The sequence below is a fragment of the Parasutterella muris genome, assembly GCF_943193095.1.
Lineage (GTDB): Bacteria > Pseudomonadota > Gammaproteobacteria > Burkholderiales > Burkholderiaceae_F > Parasutterella > Parasutterella muris.
This window is the reverse complement of record NZ_CALPCV010000008.1, coordinates 18,780-37,001: the sequence shown is the minus strand read 5'-3', so window position 1 is coordinate 37,001 and position 18,222 is coordinate 18,780. Positions and strand designations below refer to the sequence as shown.

Here is an 18,222-nt window from a genome sequence, read left to right as displayed (position 1 = left end):
AGATTCCACAGGCGCTTATTAGAGCCTGCAGGCGGTCACATCCTCAAGTTCCGGCACTGTTGCGGGAAGAATCGGTTCAGGAAGCTCTTCCATCGTCACAAACTTAAATTCCTGACCTTCAAGCGCCTTAATCGTCTCAGGTTTAATTCGGCATTGAATAAAGTGTAGATGCACGGTTGCATGCGGATACGTAAAAACAGATGTCTTGACTTCTTTGCAATCGGAAATCTCCGCGCCGAGCTCCTCTCGCATCTCCCGATGCAGCGCTTCTTCCGGAGTCTCGCCGGACTCAATCTTTCCGCCGGGAAACTCCCAGTAACCTGCATAGACTTTCCCTTCGGGCCGCGACGTCATCAGAAAACGCCCCTCTCCGTCAAAAGCGACGGCGACCGAGACCTCGGTTAATTTCATCATGCGTTTTCCTTTTCCAAACGAGTGCGGCCGGCCCAGTCACGGGCAAATTGATAAGCCACACGGCCGGAGCGGGAGCCGCGCTGAAGCGCAAACTGCAGCGCTTCCGTCTGCCAATCTTCGTTAATCGTGCCGCCAAAATGCTCTGTCCAAACCTTGGCGATACTCAAATACTCTTTCTGACTGTACGGATAGAAACTAAGCCACAGACCAAAACGCTCGGACAGCGACATCTTTTCTTCAGTCGTCTCGGCAGGATGCAGCTCTCCGTCTTCATCCATTGAACTCGCGAGATTGTCACTCATTTTCTCCGGCATCAGGTGTCGGCGATTCGATGTCGCATAAACCAAAAGATTGTCACCGGATGAAGCAACAGAACCATCAAGAATCGCTTTTAATTCTTTGTAGCTGCCTTCGCCAAATTCAAAAGACAAGTCATCGCAGAAGACAATAAACTTCTCCGGACGATGCGAAACCATGCGCGCGATATCCGCGAGATCTCTCAGATCGCTCTTATCGACCTCAATGAGACGAAGCCCCTGATCGCAGTACTTGCTGAAACAGGCGCGAATCAAAGAAGATTTACCGGTACCTCGAGCCCCGGACAGCAGAACATTGTTTGCGGGCAGTCCTTTAACAAACTGTTCCGTGTTGCGGAAAATCTGCTCTTTCTGACGGTCAGCATTGATGATGACCGACTCGTCGACATAAGCGATCCTTTCCACCGGCTCAAGCTCTCCGGCGGACATGCCAAGATAGTTTCTTCTTCTCCAGCGGAATGCTTTTGCGCTCCAATCGACTTCCGCTTCAGTTTTGGGAAGCAGATTGTCCAGTCGGTCAAGAACCTTTGCCAGGCGCGTTTCCAAGTCGGGGCTCAGCATCTCATCAGCTCCGATAGTCGGCGTTGATCGACACGTAGTCATGCGACAGATCAGTCGTCCAGACAGTTTCCGAGGCGTCTCCTCTGCCAAGACTGATGCGCACCGTAATTTCATCCTTAGCCATGACGGTCTGGCCCTGAATTTCTTCATATTCCTGAGCTCTTCCGCCGTTTCTTGCGACGAGCACGTCATCAAGCCAAAGCGTTACTTTGGTCGGATCAAGGTCCGCAATCTTCGAATTGCCGACTGCCGCTAAGATTCGACCGAGGTTAGGATCGGAGGCGTAAAACGCTGTCTTAACTAAAGGAGAATGAGCAACTGCGTAGGCGACCTTCAGAGCCTCCTCTTCGTCACGCGCGTCTTCCACCGTGATCGTAATGAACTTGGAAGCGCCTTCCCCGTCTCTCACCATGGCCTGAGAAAGCTTCTGAGCCACTTCGATCAGAGCGTCAAGCAAATCGTCGTAACGCGGATCGTCGGCAGAAACAATCGGATCAGCCTGATTTCTGCCGGTGGAAATTAAAACAAAGGAATCATTCGTTGATGTGTCGCCGTCAACTGTGACACGGTTGTAAGAAGCGTCAGCAACCGTCTTAACGACTTCCTGAAGGATCGATTCATCAATGCCGATATCCGTAGCGATAAATCCCAGCATGGTTGCCATATGCGGCTCAATCATGCCCGATCCTTTACTGATGCCGGTGATCGTAATTTCATGACCGTCCAGATCCACCCGCTTCGAATAGCATTTGGGCACCGTGTCGGTTGTCATAATAGCTTCGGCCGCGTCAATCCAATTATTGCGCGATAAGGAATTAGCAGCTTCCTCCACGCCTTTAAGCAGATTGCGCATTGGCAGCGGCTCCATAATCACACCGGTAGAAAACGGCAGGACTTGAGTCGGCGAGCAATTCAAAATTTCCGAGAGCTTTTGGCAGGTCTCTTCCGCATCGATCACGCCCTGAAGGCCGGTGCCGGCATTAGCGATACCGGTATTCACGACAATTGCGCGAATATTATTGGTTTCGCTTAAATGCTTTCTGCAGACCTGAACCGGCGCGGCTGCAAAACGATTGCTGGTGAAAACTCCGGCAACGCGGGAGCCGAGCGCAAGCTCTACAACCAGAACGTCTTTACGATTGGGTTTGCGGATATTGGCCTCCGCGACGCCGAGAACCACTCCGGGGACGGGATAAATTTCCGAAGGTTCGGGCGGATATAAATTGACAGCCATTTTTGTCCTTTACGATTTTTAAAATATTTCTCTAAATTCTAGAGCACCGCTCAAAAAAACGGTCCGTTGCGGACCGTCTTTTTTCTTTATTTCAGCTTGCCGTGGCAGTCTTTAAACTTCTTGCCGCTGCCGCAGGGACACAAGTCGTGACGTCCCACGCCCGCATACGGATTTGCTTCCAGAGCCGGCTCATCAGACTGAGCGGCCGGAATCGCTGCGGGTTCAGGCTCGGGCTGAGGCTCCGGCTGTCGAATCTGAACATTCATCAGAACACGGGTGACATCGGCGCCAACCGTTTCCAAAAGCGCTGCAAACAGTTCAAAAGCTTCGCGCTTGTATTCCTGCTTCGGCTGCTTCTGAGCGTATCCGCGCAGATAGATGCCCTGACGCAGCATATCGAGCTGGCTCAGATGCTCTCTCCAGCGCTGATCAAGGAACTGCAGAAGAACATTGCGCTCGAACTCGGAGAACGCTTCGCGTCCCACCAGAGCGACTTTGTCGTCATAAACTTTATTCGTCGCCTGAATGAGCATATCCAGAAGCTGATCTTCGTCGGAGCTTTCAGATTTTTCCAGTGTTTCTTTAAGCGGAACTTCAATATTCCATTTCTCTTTCAGCTCTTTCTCAAGACCCTCCAGATCCCACTGCTCTTCAACGGTATCCGGCGGAACAAACTGATGGAACAGGCTGGTGAAGTAGCCGTCACGCAGTTCTTTAACCGGACCGGAAACGTCCTTGTTCTCAAGAATTTCATTACGAAGCGCATAAATTTCTTTACGCTGATCGTTCGCAACGTCGTCATACTCCAGAAGCTGCTTACGAATATCGAAGTTGCGGGACTCAACTTTGCGCTGCGCTGTTTCAATAGAGCGCGTCACAATGCCGGCTTCAATCGCTTCGCCTTCAGGCAGACGCAGCTTGTTCATCAACGCCTGCATCTTCTCACCGGCGAAAATTCTCAGAAGCGGATCTTCCATCGAGAGGTAGAAGCGTGAAGAACCCGGGTCGCCCTGACGGCCGGAACGACCGCGAAGCTGGTTGTCAATACGACGGGATTCATGACGTTCGGATCCGATAATACGCAGACCGCCGAGCTCGACGACCTTGTCGTGATCCTTCTGCCACTCTGCCTTGATAGCGTCCTTCTTCGCAGTCTTTTCTTCATCACTGAGAGACGGATCCTCATCAATGCTTTCAAGCGCCTTGGAAATGCCGCCGCCCAGCACAATATCGGTACCGCGGCCCGCCATATTCGTAGCAATCGTCACCATGCCGGGACGTCCGGCTTCCAGAACGATCTGAGCTTCTTTTTCATGCTGTTTGGCATTCAGCACGTTGTGCGGAATTCCTTCCTTGTCCAGCATCTGGCTGATGAGCTCGGAGTTTTCAATCGACGTTGTACCGACCAGTACCGGCTGGCCTCTGCCGTAGCATTCCTTAACGTCATCAACAATCGCTTTGTACTTTTCTTTGGCCGTGCGATACACCTTATCCTGCTGATCGTCACGGATCATCATGCGGTGCGTCGGAATGACAACGGTTTCAAGACCGTAAATTTCCTGGAACTCATAGGCTTCCGTATCCGCTGTACCGGTCATACCGGAAAGCTTTTCGTACATACGGAAGTAGTTCTGGAAGGTGATGGAGGCAAATGTCTGGTTTTCCTGCTGGATCTTGACGCCTTCCTTAGCTTCCACGGCCTGATGAAGACCGTCGGACCAGCGGCGGCCTTTCATTAAGCGGCCGGTAAATTCGTCAACGATAATCACTTCGCCGTTCTGCACCACATAGTGCTGGTCTCTCACAAAGAGAGTATGCGCGCGAAGCGCTGCATTGAGGTAATGCAGAAGCATGATGTTCTGCGGTGAATAAAGGCTCTGTCCTTCCGGAAGAAGTCCCATCTCCACCATGATCTTCTCGACTTTTTCGTGACCGGATTCGGAAAGCTGTACCGAGTGCTGCTTCTCATCGACCCAGTAGTCTCCTTCTCCCTTCTCTTCTTTCTGGCGAACCAGCTGATCCGGAATCTTGTCAATGGCGACGTAGATGTCTGTGCCGCCTTCGGCCGGACCGGAAATAATCAGAGGTGTACGGGCTTCGTCAATAAGAATGGAGTCGACTTCGTCAACAATCGCAAAGAAAAGACCGCGCTGACGACGTGCTTCTGTGTCGTACTCCATATTGTCGCGAAGATAATCGAAACCAAATTCATTGTTGGTTCCGTAAGTAATATCCGCGGCATACGCTGCTTTTTTCTGATCATTCGGCTGATTTGAAAGAATCGTGCCGACAGTCATTCCGAGGAAGTTGTAAACCTTGCCCATCCATGCCGCGTCACGGCTTGCCAGGTAGTCATTCACTGTAACGACATGGGCGCCTTTGCCGGGCAGAGCATTCAGATAAACCGCAAGTGTCGCGGTCAGCGTCTTACCTTCACCGGTGCGCATTTCCGCAATCTTGTTGTCGTTCAGGACCATACCGCCGATCAGCTGAACATCAAAGTGACGCATTCCCAGAACTCGGAAGCTCGCTTCGCGCACTACCGCAAAAGCTTCGGGCAAAAGAGAGTCAAGAGTGGCTCCGTCTGCAAGACGCTGGCGAAATTCCACAGTCTTCGCCTTCAGCTGCTCATCCGTGAGCGCCTTCATTTCAGGCTCGAGTTTGTTAATCACCGCTACTTTGCGACGGTACTGACGGATCAGTCGATCATTGCGGCTTCCAAAAATCTTTGTCAGGAAATTGACCATCAATTCTTCTCTTATAAAACGAAAGCAACGGGATACCGCTGCTGCGCACATATTTAACCTAGGCGGTTCTGTCCCGATCACGGGAATCAAAATGCGATTTAATACTGCTGTGAACACGCCGGACTGTTGATTTTACAACACTAACTTGTATTTTCCATGCCTTTTTTAGGGCTGAGCCGTAATAACACTAACGACTTGCGACAAGATGTTAGTAAGCTGCATATCGCTGCAGGCACCCGGACCTATAATGGAAAAGTTGAATCATCAGAGGATCGTCATGGCCGTGCGTTGGTCTCCACAGCAGCCTCTTCGAAATGTCATGCAGAAGGGCGCGCTCTATCGGCAGTTTGAAAATATGCGGGCCGCAAAAAAAATCGCCGCTGTGATTGCGCCTATGTGCGACGATCTTCGCCTTGGCGTGCCTATTGAACCGAATATGATCCGAGTGTCCGTGAAAAGGGTTCGCATTGAAGATGCCAATCCATACGCGCTGAATTATGAAACGGACGCACTATCGCAAGTCAGGGAAGAGGTTCGCGCGGAAGTGTCGCTTCCGTCAAACGCCATGATCACTAAATTCAAGCAGATTCTTCCGACGCTGCAGAACTATATGGCAATGCGCGGACTCGGCACTGTCAAACTTGCCGCTGTGCTCGATGTTTCTCCGCCTCCTCCCAAACCGTTTCTGCACACGGAAATGCATCCGAGACTAAGCGGCAAAGAAGCCGCCGAAGGCGCAAAGGAACTTGCTGAGCGACTCCCTGAGAGCTCTCCTCTTAAAGCAGAAATGGAACGTCTGGCAGCGTCACTTAAAAATAAATAAAAAGGCCGGAAAATTCCGACCTCTGTGTTACCGGGCTAAGCAACCGCGGCAGTAAATGACCGCGGAGCAAGTTCCGGATCCGGATACTCAACGTACTCCCAGCTGAGCGGATCAGCGATCAGCGCGCGGAGCAGTTTGTTGTTGATTTCATGACCGGATTTAAAGGCGCTGTAGTGCGCGATTAACGGATGTCCAAGCACGTATAAATCGCCCATCGCGTCCAAAAGCTTGTGTTTGGCAAACTCATCCTCTGCGCGCAGTCCTTCCGGATTGAGCACGTGCTTGTCGTCCAAAACAATCGCGTTGTCCATCGTGCCGCCTTGGGCTAAGCCGAGCGACCACAAAAGCTCCAAGTCCTTCACAAAACCAAACGTGCGGGCGTACGAAACGTCACGCACATAACTCTGCTTATTAAAGTCAACCTCAACAAACTGAGCGGTCTTGTCAATCGCTTCGTGACCAAAATCAATGCTGAACGAAAGTTTGTAGCCTTCGTAAGGAACCAGAGAGGCCCATTTGTCGCCTTCACGTACTTCAACGGGTTTGAGTACGCGTACAAAACGACGCGGAGCATCCTGTTCAACAATCCCGGCCGATTGAATCATGTAAACAAAGGTGGAGCCCGAACCGTCCATAATCGGAATCTCGGGCGCGTCAACATCAATAAAGCAGTTGTCAATCGCAAGCCCCGAGAACGCGCTCATCATGTGTTCAATCGTCGCGATGCGCGCGCCATCCTTATCCAGTGTCGTCGCCATACGCGTGTCGTTAACGCGTGTGGGCTCCGACTGAATGACAACCGGCGGATTCAAATCCGTACGCGTAAACACAAGTCCGGTATTAACCGGCGCGGGTCTAAGCGTCAGACGGATCTTTTTACCCGAATGAACGCCCACACCCACCGCCGAGACGGGCTCTCTCAATGTTCTTTGCTTAATCATGAACGATTCTTATGACTTTTTGCGAAGGAAAGTCGGAATGCCGTATTCAAAACGCGGCTGATCCGGTGTTTCTTCTGTATTAGCCGCAGGACGAGGCTCAGCGGCCGGCGTCTGCGCGTTGGTTGTCCAAAGACCGCTGTTAGTGCCCTGCTGAGGATTCAGCGTTGCAAAAACATCGCTTGCGGGACGAACGCTTTCTTTACCGCCGAAGGAGCCGAAAACGGTGTTGTCGCGAGCACTGTTCTGCGGAAAAGGATTCTGCACGTCGGGCGTGGAAATCGGACGGCTAACAGGCTGAAGAAACGGATTTTCCGTGTGCGCGGCAGCGGGCTTTTCCTCAGGCTTCGCTTCTTTCACTTCCTCTGCGGGACGAACTTCCGGTTTCGGTTCCTGAGCCTGCGGTTCAGCCTTCGGCTCGACCTTCGGTTCCGGATGACGTTCAGCCTTGGCCTTCGGTTTTGTCTCAGTCATCGGAGCGCCGAAGAGATCAACGCCGAGCGCAGCGGGTTCCGTCGTTGAATGCAGTGTTTCAGCGGCACCCGTGCGGAACGGTGTGTTCTGCTTCCAAAGCTGAGAAGAATTGTTTACCGGGCTCGCGCTCTGGCCTGTTCTCATGTCGGTCTCGAAATTATCGGTACCGTCCTGATCAAGACCTGTGGCAATCACGGTCACGCGAAGTTTTTCGCCAAGAGAATCGTCTGTGACGGAACCGGCGATAACCAGCGCGTCAGGATCGGCAAAATTCTTGACGGTTTCCATAGCGGTTCTGAATTCCGACATACGCATGCCGGTGCTTCCGGTAACGTTGACCAACAGACCGCGCGCGCCTTTGAGCTGAACGCCTTCAAGAAGCGGACAGGCAATGGCCTGAGATGCGGCCGCAATCGCTCTGTCCGGACCTTCCGCTTCGCCCATACCCATCATGGCGGTGCCTCTTGCGCCCATAACCGTACGGACGTCTTCAAAGTCAACGTTCATGTAGCCGACGCGCTGAATCAGCTCGGCAATACCGGAACAGGCGTTGTAGAGAACCTCGTCAGCCTTCTCGAAACATTCTTTGAATGTCGCGTCTTCTCCGAGCTCTTCCTCAAGACGATCGTTCAGAATAACAATCAGTGAATGAACTCGGTTTTTGAGCTGCTGAAGGCCCTGCTCTGCCGTCTTCATGCGGCGCATGCCTTCAAAATTAAACGGTTTCGTGACGACCGCGACAGTCAGAATACCCAACTCCTGAGCAACTTCAGCTACAACGGGAGAGGCGCCTGTACCGGTGCCGCCGCCCATGCCGGCGGTGATAAACACCATGTCCGCTCCGCGCAGCTTGTCAGCAATCTCTTCGCGCGCTTCATTAGCCGCCTGGAAACCAACCTCGGGACGCATGCCTGCGCCCAGTCCGCTCTTGCCAAGCGGAATCTTTTGATTGGCCAGGGAGTTGGATAATGCCTGCTGGTCCGTATTGGCCGCAATGAATTCGACATCGCTGTCGCCCATCTTGCGAACCATCGTGTTGAGCGCGTTTCCGCCTGCACCTCCGACACCGATAACTTTAATCACCGTTGCACGGTGTCCGTCTCCCATATCGGAGCTGTTGTATTCTTCAATAACCTTTTCCATGTACTTCTCTATTTTCAGGCCGTTGCGGCTCTGCCACCATCAGACTCGTAATTTTATCGTTAATCAAAAAAATCGTCTCGGATTTCTCATAATATCTCTTGTAAAAAAACGCACCGAAGACCGTTAAACCCCTCAGTCGCCTTCGTCTCAAAGAAACACGGCTTTTTATCTGCCCGGGGGTACTTGCCCGCTAATTTTTCAAGCCGAGAGGATTCGAGCTCCAAAGTCCGCTCTGATTGGCGGACTGCTGCGGTTCAGCCTCAGGCTGCTTTGCGCTGCCGGCACTGAACGGCTGAGAAAGAAACGGCGCCGCTTCAGGCTTCTTCTCCGCCTCTTTCGGGGCCTGGGCCGGCTGATCCGGATCCTCAATGCCGGTCGCGATCAAACTGACTCGAAGCGTATCGCCGAGACTGTCGTCAAAAAAGAGACCGCCTTTTACAATCGCGTCAGGATCGGCAAAATTCTGAGCCGTTTCCATCGCGGCTCGGTATTCCGATGCGCGAACAGAGGTCGACGCGAAAACATTAAGAAGCAGCCCCTTTGCGCCGCGCATTCTGACGCTGTCAAGCAGCGGCGCGGAAATCGCCTGAGACGACGCAATCACCGCTCGATCCGCACCTGAGGCTTCGCCGTAACCGATCAGCGCTTTTCCTTTGCAGCTCATGACGGTTTTGATGTCTCTGAAGTCAACGTTCATCATGCCGCAGTTTTGGATCATTTCCGTCACGCTCGAGCATGCGTTGTATAAAACTTCGTCAGCCTTCTCAAAACAGTCTTTCAGCGAGGCATCCTCTCCAAGCGTCTCTTCCAGACGATCATTCAAAACAACAATCAGACTGTCTACCCGATCTTTGAGCTGCTCCAGCCCCTTTTCCGCAATCCTCATGCGCCTTGAGCCTTCAAAACTGAAGGGCTTGGTCACAATCGCAACCGTCAGAATGCCCAGCTCGCGGGCGACTTCGGCAATGACCGGAGAGGCCCCGGTTCCGGTGCCTCCACCCATGCCCGCCGTCAGAAACAGCATGTCGGCTCCGTCGAGCATCTTGGCGATCGCAACGCGTGCTTCATTGGCGCACTGAAAACCGACTTCCGGTTTGGTACCGGCGCCAAGTCCGCTCGAACCTAAGGGCAGCTTATAAGCAGCCAGGGACTTGTTTAATGCTTGTATGTCCGTATTGGCTGCGATGAAGGTGATGTCCGCCCCGCTCATCCTGTTCACCATAGTGTTCAGAGCGTTTCCGCCGGCGCCTCCGACGCCGATGACCTTAATGACGGTCTCATGCATCTGCTGTCCCAGAGAATCTGTGTCTTCCTCAATAAACGGCATGATTATTTACTCTTTGACGGCTTTAGAGCCGGATTAAAAATCGTTAGAAATTGCCTAAAAACCACGTTTTAAGATATTCCGCCGCAGTCTTAAGTTTGCCTTTGCTGCGAATACGGGACCCTTGAGTCAGAACCTTGCGGTTCAAGTCATACAAATAGCCCATGACGGCTGCGTGCTGCGGCGTCGAATAGCCCGTAAGCTGAGACGGAAGCACCGCGGTCGAATAGTCCTCCGGAGCAAAAAACTCTCCGGTTTCAAAGCTGATCAGCGGCCGACCGATTCGAACATTGATGTCTCTTCCGGCCAAGTGCATGCTGAACACTTCTTTAGCCATTCGGTCAATCCCCGGCAGGCAGGCGCCGCCGCCCGTCAGCACAACACCGTGACTGAGCTGATTGTGCAGACCTTTGTCTCGGATCTTGTAATAGATGTTCTCAAACATATCCTGAATCCTCGGGTTGATAATGTCCGAGAAGGCCTGCTTGGTCAGCACTCTGCCCTTTTCCTGACCCAGACCCGGGTAGGCCGGCATCACAAACGAGCCGTCCACATCCTTTGTAGGATCAAACTTCACCTGTCCGAGACGATGCTTGAGCTCTTCAGCCGATTCGTTGGACAGCTGAGTCTTAATCGCGACTTCGTCCGTGATGGTCTGACCGCCGAAAGGAGCGACAGAGGTGTACTGAACCACACCGTTCGAAAATACCGCGACATCCGTCAAATCCGCGCCGATATCGATCAGCGCGACACCTAAATTCTTTTCCTCCGGAGAAAGCAGCGCCGAGGCAGCCGCAAGCGGATTAAAGCAAAGCTGGCTGTCGATCAGCTCAAGTCCCGCGCGTCGAATCGCCTTATTTAAGTTAACGCAGGGACCCGACTGAGCGGTGATCATGTGCAGCTTGGCTTCGAGCTTTTTGCCTTCCATGCCGAGCGGAGAAACAATGCCCCAGTTAAAATCGACCGCGTATTCGAGCGGAATCACGTCAAGATAACGCATCGAAGGCGCAAGAGGACCCTCCTGCGAGTTCTCTATCAGCTGATCAATATCCCGCTGTTCAATCTCGTTTGATTTAATAATCAGCTGCTGCGTCACATTGTCGGTGCGGATATGAATTCCTGAAATTCCCGCCACAACATTGCGGATATTGGTCTGCGCAGTCTGCGAGGCTTCGTCCACCGCGGCGCGGATCGATTCCACCGCGCCCTGAATATCTACGACAGTTCCCTCTCGAATGCCGTGGCTCTGACACTCTCCGAGCCCCTCAATTCTGAAGGAAGTGGGGCTGATCGAAGACGCGACTGCGCATACGACTTTCGACGATCCTACGTCCAATCCGACCAATAAATCTTTTGAATTATCTGCCATCCTTACTCACTCCGGGGAGGTGTTCCATATCCTCATCTGTTTCCTGCTCCGCCGCGGGTTTCACAACCGCCACGCCCTTGGCGTAGCGTGCGTCCATCTCAAGCGGCTCGCCTCCCAGACGATCTTTCAGCCTGGGCAGATTGAGAATGACTTCTTTTAATTTTTCGTCCAATGCTTCCGGGCTGTCGCCCTCTTTCAGTGTTAGTTTAAGGGTCTTTCCGTCAGGCCGCTTAAATCTGACGATCCAGCCGCCGAAATCTTCCAAGTCCAAAGAAACGACGTGATAGCCGTACTGCTCGCATACCGCTTCAAACCTGCGGTACTGATCATAAATCCGCATCCGCTTCTGCTCGGGTCCGTTAATCCTGGGCAGCTGCCCGTTCGGATCCGCCACATCGGGATTCGCGACAAAAATCGTACCGTCCTTGGCGAGCAGCTTCCCGTCTCCCCAGATGGCAATCGGCTCATGCAGCACCAGCTCTATCTGAAGACTGTTCGGCCACTCCCGAACAATTGCGACATCTTTGACCCTAGGGATATCCTTCAGACTCGCCGCGGCGCTCCCCAAACTTGCCGTAAAGTAATTCCCGCGCAAATTTCCTTTGAGCGCCTGAGCGACCTCCTCAACCGAAACAGCTTCCTTATTGCCTTCAATAACCACATCCACATGACGCAGCAAAAATACCGGCCTTTGAATAAACCAAAAGGTCGCGGCGGAAAGCAGCAGCGCGATTAAAACCACGCTGAGGATATCCGCAAAGAACGAAAGGGTCCCGGCACTAATGCGCTTCATCCCTAACCCTTAAGTGAAGCGCCCGCGGCGACAAGTTTCACGAGTTCGCCGTAAGAGATGCCTTCCGTGCGCGCAGCAAGCGGCACCAGAGAGTGCGGCGTCATGCCGGGGGCTGTGTTGATTTCAAGCAGCGCAAAGGAGCCGTCCTCGCGAAGCATGACATCGATACGGCTCCAGCCTGAGGCACGTACCAGATTGGCAGCCTTCACCACTGCGTCCTGAATCTCTTTTGTCTTTTCTGAGGAGATTTCCGCCGGACAAACGTAAACCGTTTCATCCGAGTAATACTTGTGCTCAAAGTCGTAATCGCCTTTAGGCGCCTTGATCTCAATAATCGGCATTGCTTCAAGGCCTCTGCCTTCACCTTTATCGAGTACGCCAACTGTCAGCTCGCGTCCTTCAACAAATTCTTCTGCAAGCACCTGCATGCCAGTTTCAGCCGCTTTGCTGTATGCGTCCTCAACCGCGGCAAGATCCGCGTTCTTCAGCTTATAAAGTCCAATGCTCGAGCCTTCTTTGTTCGGCTTAATGACTAAATTCGATCCGAGATTTTTCAGCGCGAGCGCGCAGTCGGCTCGGTTTGAAAGAATCATGCCGCGCGGAACCGGAACTCCCGCGCTCGCCCAGACGAGTTTCGTCATGTTCTTGTCAATCGAAATCGCGCTCGAGAGCACGCCGCTGCCGGTATAGGGCAGCTTCATATATTCGAGAACGCCCTGGAAAATACCGTCCTCTCCGCCCTTGCCGTGCAGAATCATGAACACTCTGTCGGGCTTCATCTCCGCCAGACGTTCAAGGCTTTCCTCTTTCGGATCAAATTTGACCGCGTCAACGCCTTCCTCGATTAAAGCGTTATAGACGCCGCTACCGCTCATAAGGGAGACTTCTCTTTCTCCGGAAGTGCCGCCGAGAACGACCGCGACCTTACCTAAACTTTTCGGATCAATATTTCTCATTTGTTAACCTTTTTCTTCATCAGCCTTGCGGGCAGCTCACCAATGTTTCCGGCGCCGATGGCAAGCAGCACATCTCCGTCACGAACATTGTTGTCAATCAGCTCCAGAGCCTCTTTGTTGTCATTGGCAAACATCGGCTCCACTTTTCCGGTGAGACGAATCGCGCGGCACAGACTGCGGCTGTCCGCTCCGATAATTCTTTCTTCCCCGGCCGGGTAAACGGATTCAAGAACCAGAGCGTCGGCTTTGGAAAGCACGCGCACCAGATCCTCAAAACAGTCCCGAGTTCTGGAGTAGCGATGAGGCTGAAACGCCACAAAGAGACGTCTGCCCGGGTATGCGCCTCTGGCCGCCGCAATCGTGGCAGCCATTTCGGTCGGATGGTGACCGTAATCGTCAACAACCGTAAAGCGGCTTCCCTTGGATGATTCCGCTTCGCCCCAAACAGAAAAACGACGGCCGACACCGGTAAATTCCTTGAGCGCCTCTTTGACCACTTCAAGACTGATGTCAAGCGTCAGCGCAACGCCAATCGCGGCAAGCGCGTTCAGAACGTTGTGCTCGCCGGGTAGATTGACGGTGAACTCTTCAGCTTCAAACCCGTCACGCTCCAGCGTAAAGACCATACTCGTCCCTTCTGCGCGAATATTCGTCGCGCGAATCTGCGCTTCGGGACGAAAACCGTACGTCAGAACCGGCTTGGAAATGTTGGGCAGAATCGAGCGCACATTCTCGCTCTCAATACACATCACGGCTCTGCCGTAAAAAGGCAGACGCATCACGAAATCCGTAAAGGCTTTCTTCAGCTCGCCCAAATCGTGATGGTAAGTATCCATGTGATCCTGATCAATGTTGGTGACAACGGAAATGACCGGATTCAGATTCAAAAATGATGCGTCGGATTCGTCGGCCTCGGCAACAATATAGGCGCCCTGACCAAGCTTGGCGTTGGAACCGGCCGCGTTAAGTCTTCCGCCAATCACAAAGGTCGGATCCATGCCGGCTTTGCTCAGAATACTGGTGATCAGAGATGTCGTTGTGGTCTTGCCATGGGTGCCCGCGATCGCGATGCCCTGACGAAGACGCATCAGTTCGGCAAGCATGATGGCTCTGGGGACCACCGGAATATTGCGTTTTTTTGCCTCGACGACTTCGGGGTTTTCCGCGTGAACCGCGGTGGAAGTCACCACCACGCCGGCGTCACCGACATTTTCAGCCTGATGCCCGATATAAATCTCGGCGCCAAGCGAGCGCAAATGTTCAATTGCGGCGTTCTCTTTCAGATCTGAGCCTGAAACGGTATATCCGAGATTAATCATCACCTCGGCGATCCCGTTCATTCCGGTTCCGCCGATTCCGACGAAGTGCATTTTCTTGACGGAAAATTTCACTTTGCTTCCTTTCTAGCAATGTATTCAATAAAATCCGCGACGGTTTCCGCCGCCTGCGGTTTGCCGAGACGTTTGGCCTTCTCTGCCATGCTCAGCAGTTTTTCACGATTCAATCCGCAAAGGATGTCCTTTAGCTTCTGCGGCTGCAGCTCACTCTGCGGCAGATAAATCGCCGCTCCCGCCTGCTGCATATATTCGGCGTTGCCAACCTGATGCGATGTGGTCTTAGTCACAAGCGGCACCAAAATAGAAGGCACGCCCGCGGCGGTCAGCTCGCTCACGGAGATCGCGCCGGCCCGCGCAATCACCGCGTCTGCCTGCTGATACGCTTTAGCCATGTCGTCAATAAACGGTACCACTTCAGCTTCAACCCCAAGCTCCTTATAGAGCGCCTTCACCGATTCAACCGCCTTGATGCCGCACTGATGCACAATATTAGGCCGCTCCTCGGGCGGGATCATGGCAATCGCCGGTGGTATCCGCTCGTTAAAGACCTGCGCGCCCAGAGAGCCGCCGAAGACAAGCAGATTCAGTCTGCCGGTCCTGCCCGCATATCGCTCCTGAGGCTCGGGAATGTTCAGAATTTCCTGACGAACCGGGTTGCCGCTCACGACGCCTCGATCTCCCGCAAGCTTCGCCGCTTTGCCGTCGAACCCGCACATGATACCCGCGGCATTGCCCTGAACCATCTTGATACTCAGGAGCGGATCCGCGTCACTGTTCATCAAAACATACGGAACGCCCTTGAGACCTGCGGCAAGACAAACCGGAACCGCAATATAGCCGCCTGTCGAAAAAACGACATCGGCATTTTCCCCGCTCAGGATCGTACGGCTTTTGCCAATACACGAAAGCAGCTTGAAGCCGCCAAAGAGCATTGTCTTCAGACCCTTGCCGCGCAGCCCTTGGAAATCGAACGCGTGAAATGGAATCCCGTAGCGCTCAACTAAGCGCCGCTCCATCCCTTTTTCCGTTCCGATCCAGGAAACGGTCCAGCCGCGGGAACGCAGTATTTTAGCTACCGCAATGCCGGGCATGACATGACCGCCGGTGCCGGCAGCCGCAATGACGAGATGTTTGCTCATATCTTTCCTCCCTGCATTGTCACCTTGTTTTCATAGTCGACGCGAAGCAGAATCGCGACCGCCGCTGTGCACGACAAAAGCGCGGACCCGCCGAAGCTGACAAAGGGCAGCGTCAGGCCCTTAGTCGGAAGCAGACCGCTTGCGACGCCAACGTTAATAAAGGTTTGAATACCGAACCAAATCGCGATGCCTTGAGCCACAAGTCCTGAGAAAAAGTGCTCCAGATGAATCGCCTGTCTTCCGATTTCAATCGCACGGCGAACAATCCAGAAGAAGAGGCACAAAATAACGACCACGCCGACAAAGCCCAGCTCCTCACCAATAATCGCAAGAATAAAGTCGGTATGCGCCTCAGGCAAATAATGCTGTTTTTCGATCGCGTCGCCGAGACCGACGCCAAAGGCTTCTCCTCGTCCGAAAGCAATCAGCGAGTGCGAAAGCTGATAAGCCTTTCCCTGGGCATTGGAGATTTCCCAAGGATCCAGATATGCGAAGAAACGAGCCGCGCGCCAACTGGCCGCCATGATCATGGTCGCGATCAGCACAAAGCCGCCGATCAGGATTGAGAAGAAAATCCAAATGCTAATGCCGCCGAGGAAAAGAATGCCCATCGAAATAGCAAGCATCATGAAGTAAGCACCGAGGTCAGGTTCCTTCAAAACAAGAAACCCGACCAAGACCATGACGAGCAGTAGCGGAAGGAAGCCCTTTTTAATGCTGTGCATGTAGTTAATCTTGCGCACAGTAAAGTCCGCGGCGTAAAGCAGCACCGCGATCTTCATGACCTCGGTCACCTGAAGATTCAGAATTCCCAGCGGAATCCAGCGGGATGCGCCGTTAATTTTTCGGCCGACCCCCGGCACAAATACGGCGATGAGCAACAGAACGCCCAGACAAAACAGAACTGGCGCGCACCTTCTCCAAACTTTCATCGGAATGTGCCAGCAGACATAACCGCAGATCAGCGCTGCGGCAAGAGAAATCATGTGGCGAATAAAGAAGTGCGTCTCCGTCGTCGCATACTTCGGCGAATCGGAAAGAGAGACGGACGCGGAAAAAACCATCAGAGAACCGATAACCATCAGCGAGAAAACGGCAAATAAAATACCGTAATCGGTCGATATCGGACCGATTCTGTGCTCGGTGTCGTAGGTTATGATCCCGACACTGCTGTCGCCGATTCGGGTAGCGATCTCATCGCGATCCTTCTCTTTTCTTCTCAGCACAACTGTCCTTCCTCACGAGCGATTTCTTCAGCGGCCACGACAAACTGACGAGACCGATCCGCATAATCTTTAAACATATCCCAGCTTGCGCATGCGGGTGACAAAAGAATCGTGTCACCGGCCTGAGCGAAACCTCTGCACAGACGCACCGCTTCTTCCATGTTTTTGGCGTGCGCCTTTTTAAGTTCGGGCGTATCAACCGCTTTTTCAATCTGAGCGGCGTCCCGGCCGATAAAGACGGCCGCTTTGGCGTGCTCGGCGATTGCCTCTTTAAGCGGAGCGAAATCCTGGCCTTTCCCATCGCCGCCAAGAATAATGACAACTTTTCCCCGACCGAATCCCTTCAGTGCGGCAGCCGTCGCACCGACATTCGTGCCCTTGGAGTCGTCCACATAATCAATGCCGGAGGAGCTCAGCATCAGCTGCACGCGGTGCGGCTCTCCCTTGTAGTCTCGAAGCGCGCGTAAAATCGCCGCCTCGTCAATGCCAGCCGCGGCCGTCAGCGCGGATGCCGCAAGCGCGTTCATCGCGTTGTGCCGTCCGCGGATTCTTAAAGCGTTGACAGGAATCATCAGAGTCGGCTTTACCGAATCCTGACAGGCGCAAAGCCATTCAATCACGCCCACAGTGCTGATACCGTATTCACCGAGCGCTTTGGGCTCATCGGCGCCAAACGTGCGGACCAGCGAGCGGTCAACGCCCTCGGCGGACAGCATGGAAAGCGGATCCTCACGGTTGAGCACGCGTACAGTATCCTCTGAGAAGATTTTTCTCTTGGCTGCCGCGTATTTCTCCATAGAGCCGTGCCAGTCAAGATGATCTTCCGTGACATTTAAAAGCGCCGCGCTGTCGCAGTGCAGACTTGAAGTCGTCTCCAGCTGGAAACTCGAGAGCTCAAGCACCCAATACTCCGGCAATTTGTTCTCTTTCAGCAGACGGTCCAATTCGCCGAGCGCGTTGGGGCCGACGTTGCCCGCGAAACAGACACTCTTTGCGGCCTCCTCGACAATATGGGCGCAGAGCATGGTTGTTGTCGTCTTTCCGTTTGTTCCGGTAATCGCGATGATCTTCGGACGGTATCCGCGGAAATGACGAAGACGAATCAGCTCCCGAGCAAAAAGCTCGATCTCCCCGACCACCTCAATGCCTTTGTCTTTGGCCGCGCGAATAAATGGCGCAAAGGACGAATACTCGGGAGAGAGGCCCGGAGAAATCACGACCAGATCTGTTTTGTCGATCAGGCGTTCATTCAAGTCCGTGCCGACATACTCAAGTGCGGGTATTTCTTTCTTCAGCTCTTCCAATCCCGGAGGATTTGTCCGGGTGTCGGCCGCGCACACGCGCCAGCCGCGGGAGGCTAAAAACCGCAGGGCTGTTTTGCCGGAAGCCCCGACACCGAGAATTACCGCTGTACGCTTTGTATCCAT

15 protein-coding genes are annotated in these 18,222 nt (G+C 53.3%); 1 reads left to right on the top strand and 14 read right to left on the bottom strand.

The features are described from left to right. Positions 1 to 18: 18 nt before the first annotated feature. The 4 genes from NFR90_RS04485 to secA form a co-directional block, all read right to left on the bottom strand. A complete protein-coding gene (locus NFR90_RS04485; RefSeq protein ID WP_277612793.1) occupies positions 19 to 411 on the bottom strand; it encodes a (deoxy)nucleoside triphosphate pyrophosphohydrolase in 393 nt (130 codons plus the stop codon). Continuing rightward, positions 411 to 1,292 carry an ATP-binding protein gene (locus NFR90_RS04480; protein WP_251450998.1) on the bottom strand — a complete coding sequence of 294 codons (882 nt, stop codon included), beginning with the start codon at positions 1,290 to 1,292 and terminating at the stop codon, positions 411 to 413. Before NFR90_RS04480 ends, NFR90_RS04485 begins: the two co-directional genes overlap by 1 nt. A 4-nt stretch (positions 1,293 to 1,296) precedes the next feature. Further along, a complete protein-coding gene (gene argJ, locus NFR90_RS04475; protein WP_251450996.1) occupies positions 1,297 to 2,526 on the bottom strand; it encodes a bifunctional glutamate N-acetyltransferase/amino-acid acetyltransferase ArgJ in 1,230 nt (409 codons plus the stop codon). An 86-nt stretch (positions 2,527 to 2,612) separates the two neighbouring features. Continuing rightward, positions 2,613 to 5,276, bottom strand: coding sequence for a preprotein translocase subunit SecA (secA, locus tag NFR90_RS04470; protein WP_251450994.1), 2,664 nt, complete (start codon positions 5,274 to 5,276; stop codon positions 2,613 to 2,615). 274 nt (positions 5,277 to 5,550) lie between these two features. Between secA and NFR90_RS04465 the strand changes: the two genes are divergently transcribed. Next, the gene (locus NFR90_RS04465; RefSeq protein ID WP_251450993.1) at positions 5,551 to 6,096 is read left to right on the top strand and encodes an orotate phosphoribosyltransferase; all 546 of its coding nucleotides are present in this window, start codon (positions 5,551 to 5,553) and stop codon (positions 6,094 to 6,096) included. A 35-nt stretch (positions 6,097 to 6,131) separates the two neighbouring features. On the opposite strand, the gene lpxC is transcribed toward NFR90_RS04465, so the two are convergent. The 10 genes from lpxC to murD all read right to left on the bottom strand — a co-directional run bounded on the left by lpxC (position 6,132) and on the right by murD (position 18,222). Then, on the bottom strand, positions 6,132 to 7,037 hold the full coding sequence (gene lpxC / locus NFR90_RS04460; RefSeq protein WP_160334615.1) for a UDP-3-O-acyl-N-acetylglucosamine deacetylase: 906 nt from the start codon (positions 7,035 to 7,037) through the stop codon (positions 6,132 to 6,134). Between the two features lie 9 nt (positions 7,038 to 7,046). After that, positions 7,047 to 8,651 carry a cell division protein FtsZ gene (gene ftsZ / locus NFR90_RS11620; protein ID WP_370267316.1) on the bottom strand — a complete coding sequence of 535 codons (1,605 nt, stop codon included), beginning with the start codon at positions 8,649 to 8,651 and terminating at the stop codon, positions 7,047 to 7,049. A gap of 190 nt (positions 8,652 to 8,841) precedes the next feature. Beyond that, on the bottom strand, positions 8,842 to 9,978 hold the full coding sequence (ftsZ, locus tag NFR90_RS04450) for a cell division protein FtsZ (protein WP_251450991.1): 1,137 nt from the start codon (positions 9,976 to 9,978) through the stop codon (positions 8,842 to 8,844). A gap of 43 nt (positions 9,979 to 10,021) precedes the next feature. Further along, positions 10,022 to 11,344, bottom strand: coding sequence for a cell division protein FtsA (ftsA, locus tag NFR90_RS04445; protein WP_251450989.1), 1,323 nt, complete (start codon positions 11,342 to 11,344; stop codon positions 10,022 to 10,024). Next, positions 11,334 to 12,137 carry a cell division protein FtsQ/DivIB gene (locus tag NFR90_RS04440; RefSeq protein WP_251450987.1) on the bottom strand — a complete coding sequence of 268 codons (804 nt, stop codon included), beginning with the start codon at positions 12,135 to 12,137 and terminating at the stop codon, positions 11,334 to 11,336. Before NFR90_RS04440 ends, ftsA begins: the two co-directional genes overlap by 11 nt. A 2-nt stretch (positions 12,138 to 12,139) precedes the next feature. Next, a complete protein-coding gene (locus NFR90_RS04435; RefSeq protein ID WP_251450985.1) occupies positions 12,140 to 13,093 on the bottom strand; it encodes a D-alanine--D-alanine ligase in 954 nt (317 codons plus the stop codon). Further along, positions 13,090 to 14,484, bottom strand: coding sequence for a UDP-N-acetylmuramate--L-alanine ligase (murC, locus tag NFR90_RS04430; protein WP_251450983.1), 1,395 nt, complete (start codon positions 14,482 to 14,484; stop codon positions 13,090 to 13,092). The genes NFR90_RS04435 and murC overlap by 4 nt, the downstream gene beginning before the upstream one ends. Then, positions 14,481 to 15,569, bottom strand: coding sequence for an undecaprenyldiphospho-muramoylpentapeptide beta-N-acetylglucosaminyltransferase (murG, locus tag NFR90_RS04425; RefSeq protein WP_160334610.1), 1,089 nt, complete (start codon positions 15,567 to 15,569; stop codon positions 14,481 to 14,483). The genes murC and murG overlap by 4 nt, the downstream gene beginning before the upstream one ends. Continuing rightward, positions 15,566 to 16,795 carry a putative lipid II flippase FtsW gene (gene ftsW, locus NFR90_RS04420; RefSeq protein ID WP_160334609.1) on the bottom strand — a complete coding sequence of 410 codons (1,230 nt, stop codon included), beginning with the start codon at positions 16,793 to 16,795 and terminating at the stop codon, positions 15,566 to 15,568. The genes murG and ftsW overlap by 4 nt, the downstream gene beginning before the upstream one ends. Continuing rightward, on the bottom strand, positions 16,789 to 18,222 hold the full coding sequence (gene murD, locus NFR90_RS04415; RefSeq protein ID WP_251450981.1) for a UDP-N-acetylmuramoyl-L-alanine--D-glutamate ligase: 1,434 nt from the start codon (positions 18,220 to 18,222) through the stop codon (positions 16,789 to 16,791). Before murD ends, ftsW begins: the two co-directional genes overlap by 7 nt.

What these genes read in the sequence shown, in the direction of transcription:
- argJ (WP_251450996.1), bottom strand. Translation starts at nt 2,526, where the DNA reads ATGGCTGTCAATTTATATCCGCCCGAACCTTCGGAAATTTATCCCGTC.
- NFR90_RS04480 (WP_251450998.1), bottom strand. Translation starts at nt 1,292, where the DNA reads ATGCTGAGCCCCGACTTGGAAACGCGCCTGGCAAAGGTTCTTGACCGA.
- ftsZ (WP_370267316.1), bottom strand. Translation starts at nt 8,651, where the DNA reads ATGGAAAAGGTTATTGAAGAATACAACAGCTCCGATATGGGAGACGGA.
- murG (WP_160334610.1), bottom strand. Translation starts at nt 15,569, where the DNA reads ATGAGCAAACATCTCGTCATTGCGGCTGCCGGCACCGGCGGTCATGTC.
- NFR90_RS04465 (WP_251450993.1), top strand. Translation starts at nt 5,551, where the DNA reads ATGGCCGTGCGTTGGTCTCCACAGCAGCCTCTTCGAAATGTCATGCAG.
- NFR90_RS04435 (WP_251450985.1), bottom strand. Translation starts at nt 13,093, where the DNA reads ATGAGAAATATTGATCCGAAAAGTTTAGGTAAGGTCGCGGTCGTTCTC.
- NFR90_RS04485 (WP_277612793.1), bottom strand. Translation starts at nt 411, where the DNA reads ATGAAATTAACCGAGGTCTCGGTCGCCGTCGCTTTTGACGGAGAGGGG.
- ftsA (WP_251450989.1), bottom strand. Translation starts at nt 11,344, where the DNA reads ATGGCAGATAATTCAAAAGATTTATTGGTCGGATTGGACGTAGGATCG.
- murD (WP_251450981.1), bottom strand. Translation starts at nt 18,222, where the DNA reads ATGGATACAAAGCGTACAGCGGTAATTCTCGGTGTCGGGGCTTCCGGC.
- lpxC (WP_160334615.1), bottom strand. Translation starts at nt 7,037, where the DNA reads ATGATTAAGCAAAGAACATTGAGAGAGCCCGTCTCGGCGGTGGGTGTG.
- ftsZ (WP_251450991.1), bottom strand. Translation starts at nt 9,978, where the DNA reads ATGCCGTTTATTGAGGAAGACACAGATTCTCTGGGACAGCAGATGCAT.
- NFR90_RS04440 (WP_251450987.1), bottom strand. Translation starts at nt 12,137, where the DNA reads ATGAAGCGCATTAGTGCCGGGACCCTTTCGTTCTTTGCGGATATCCTC.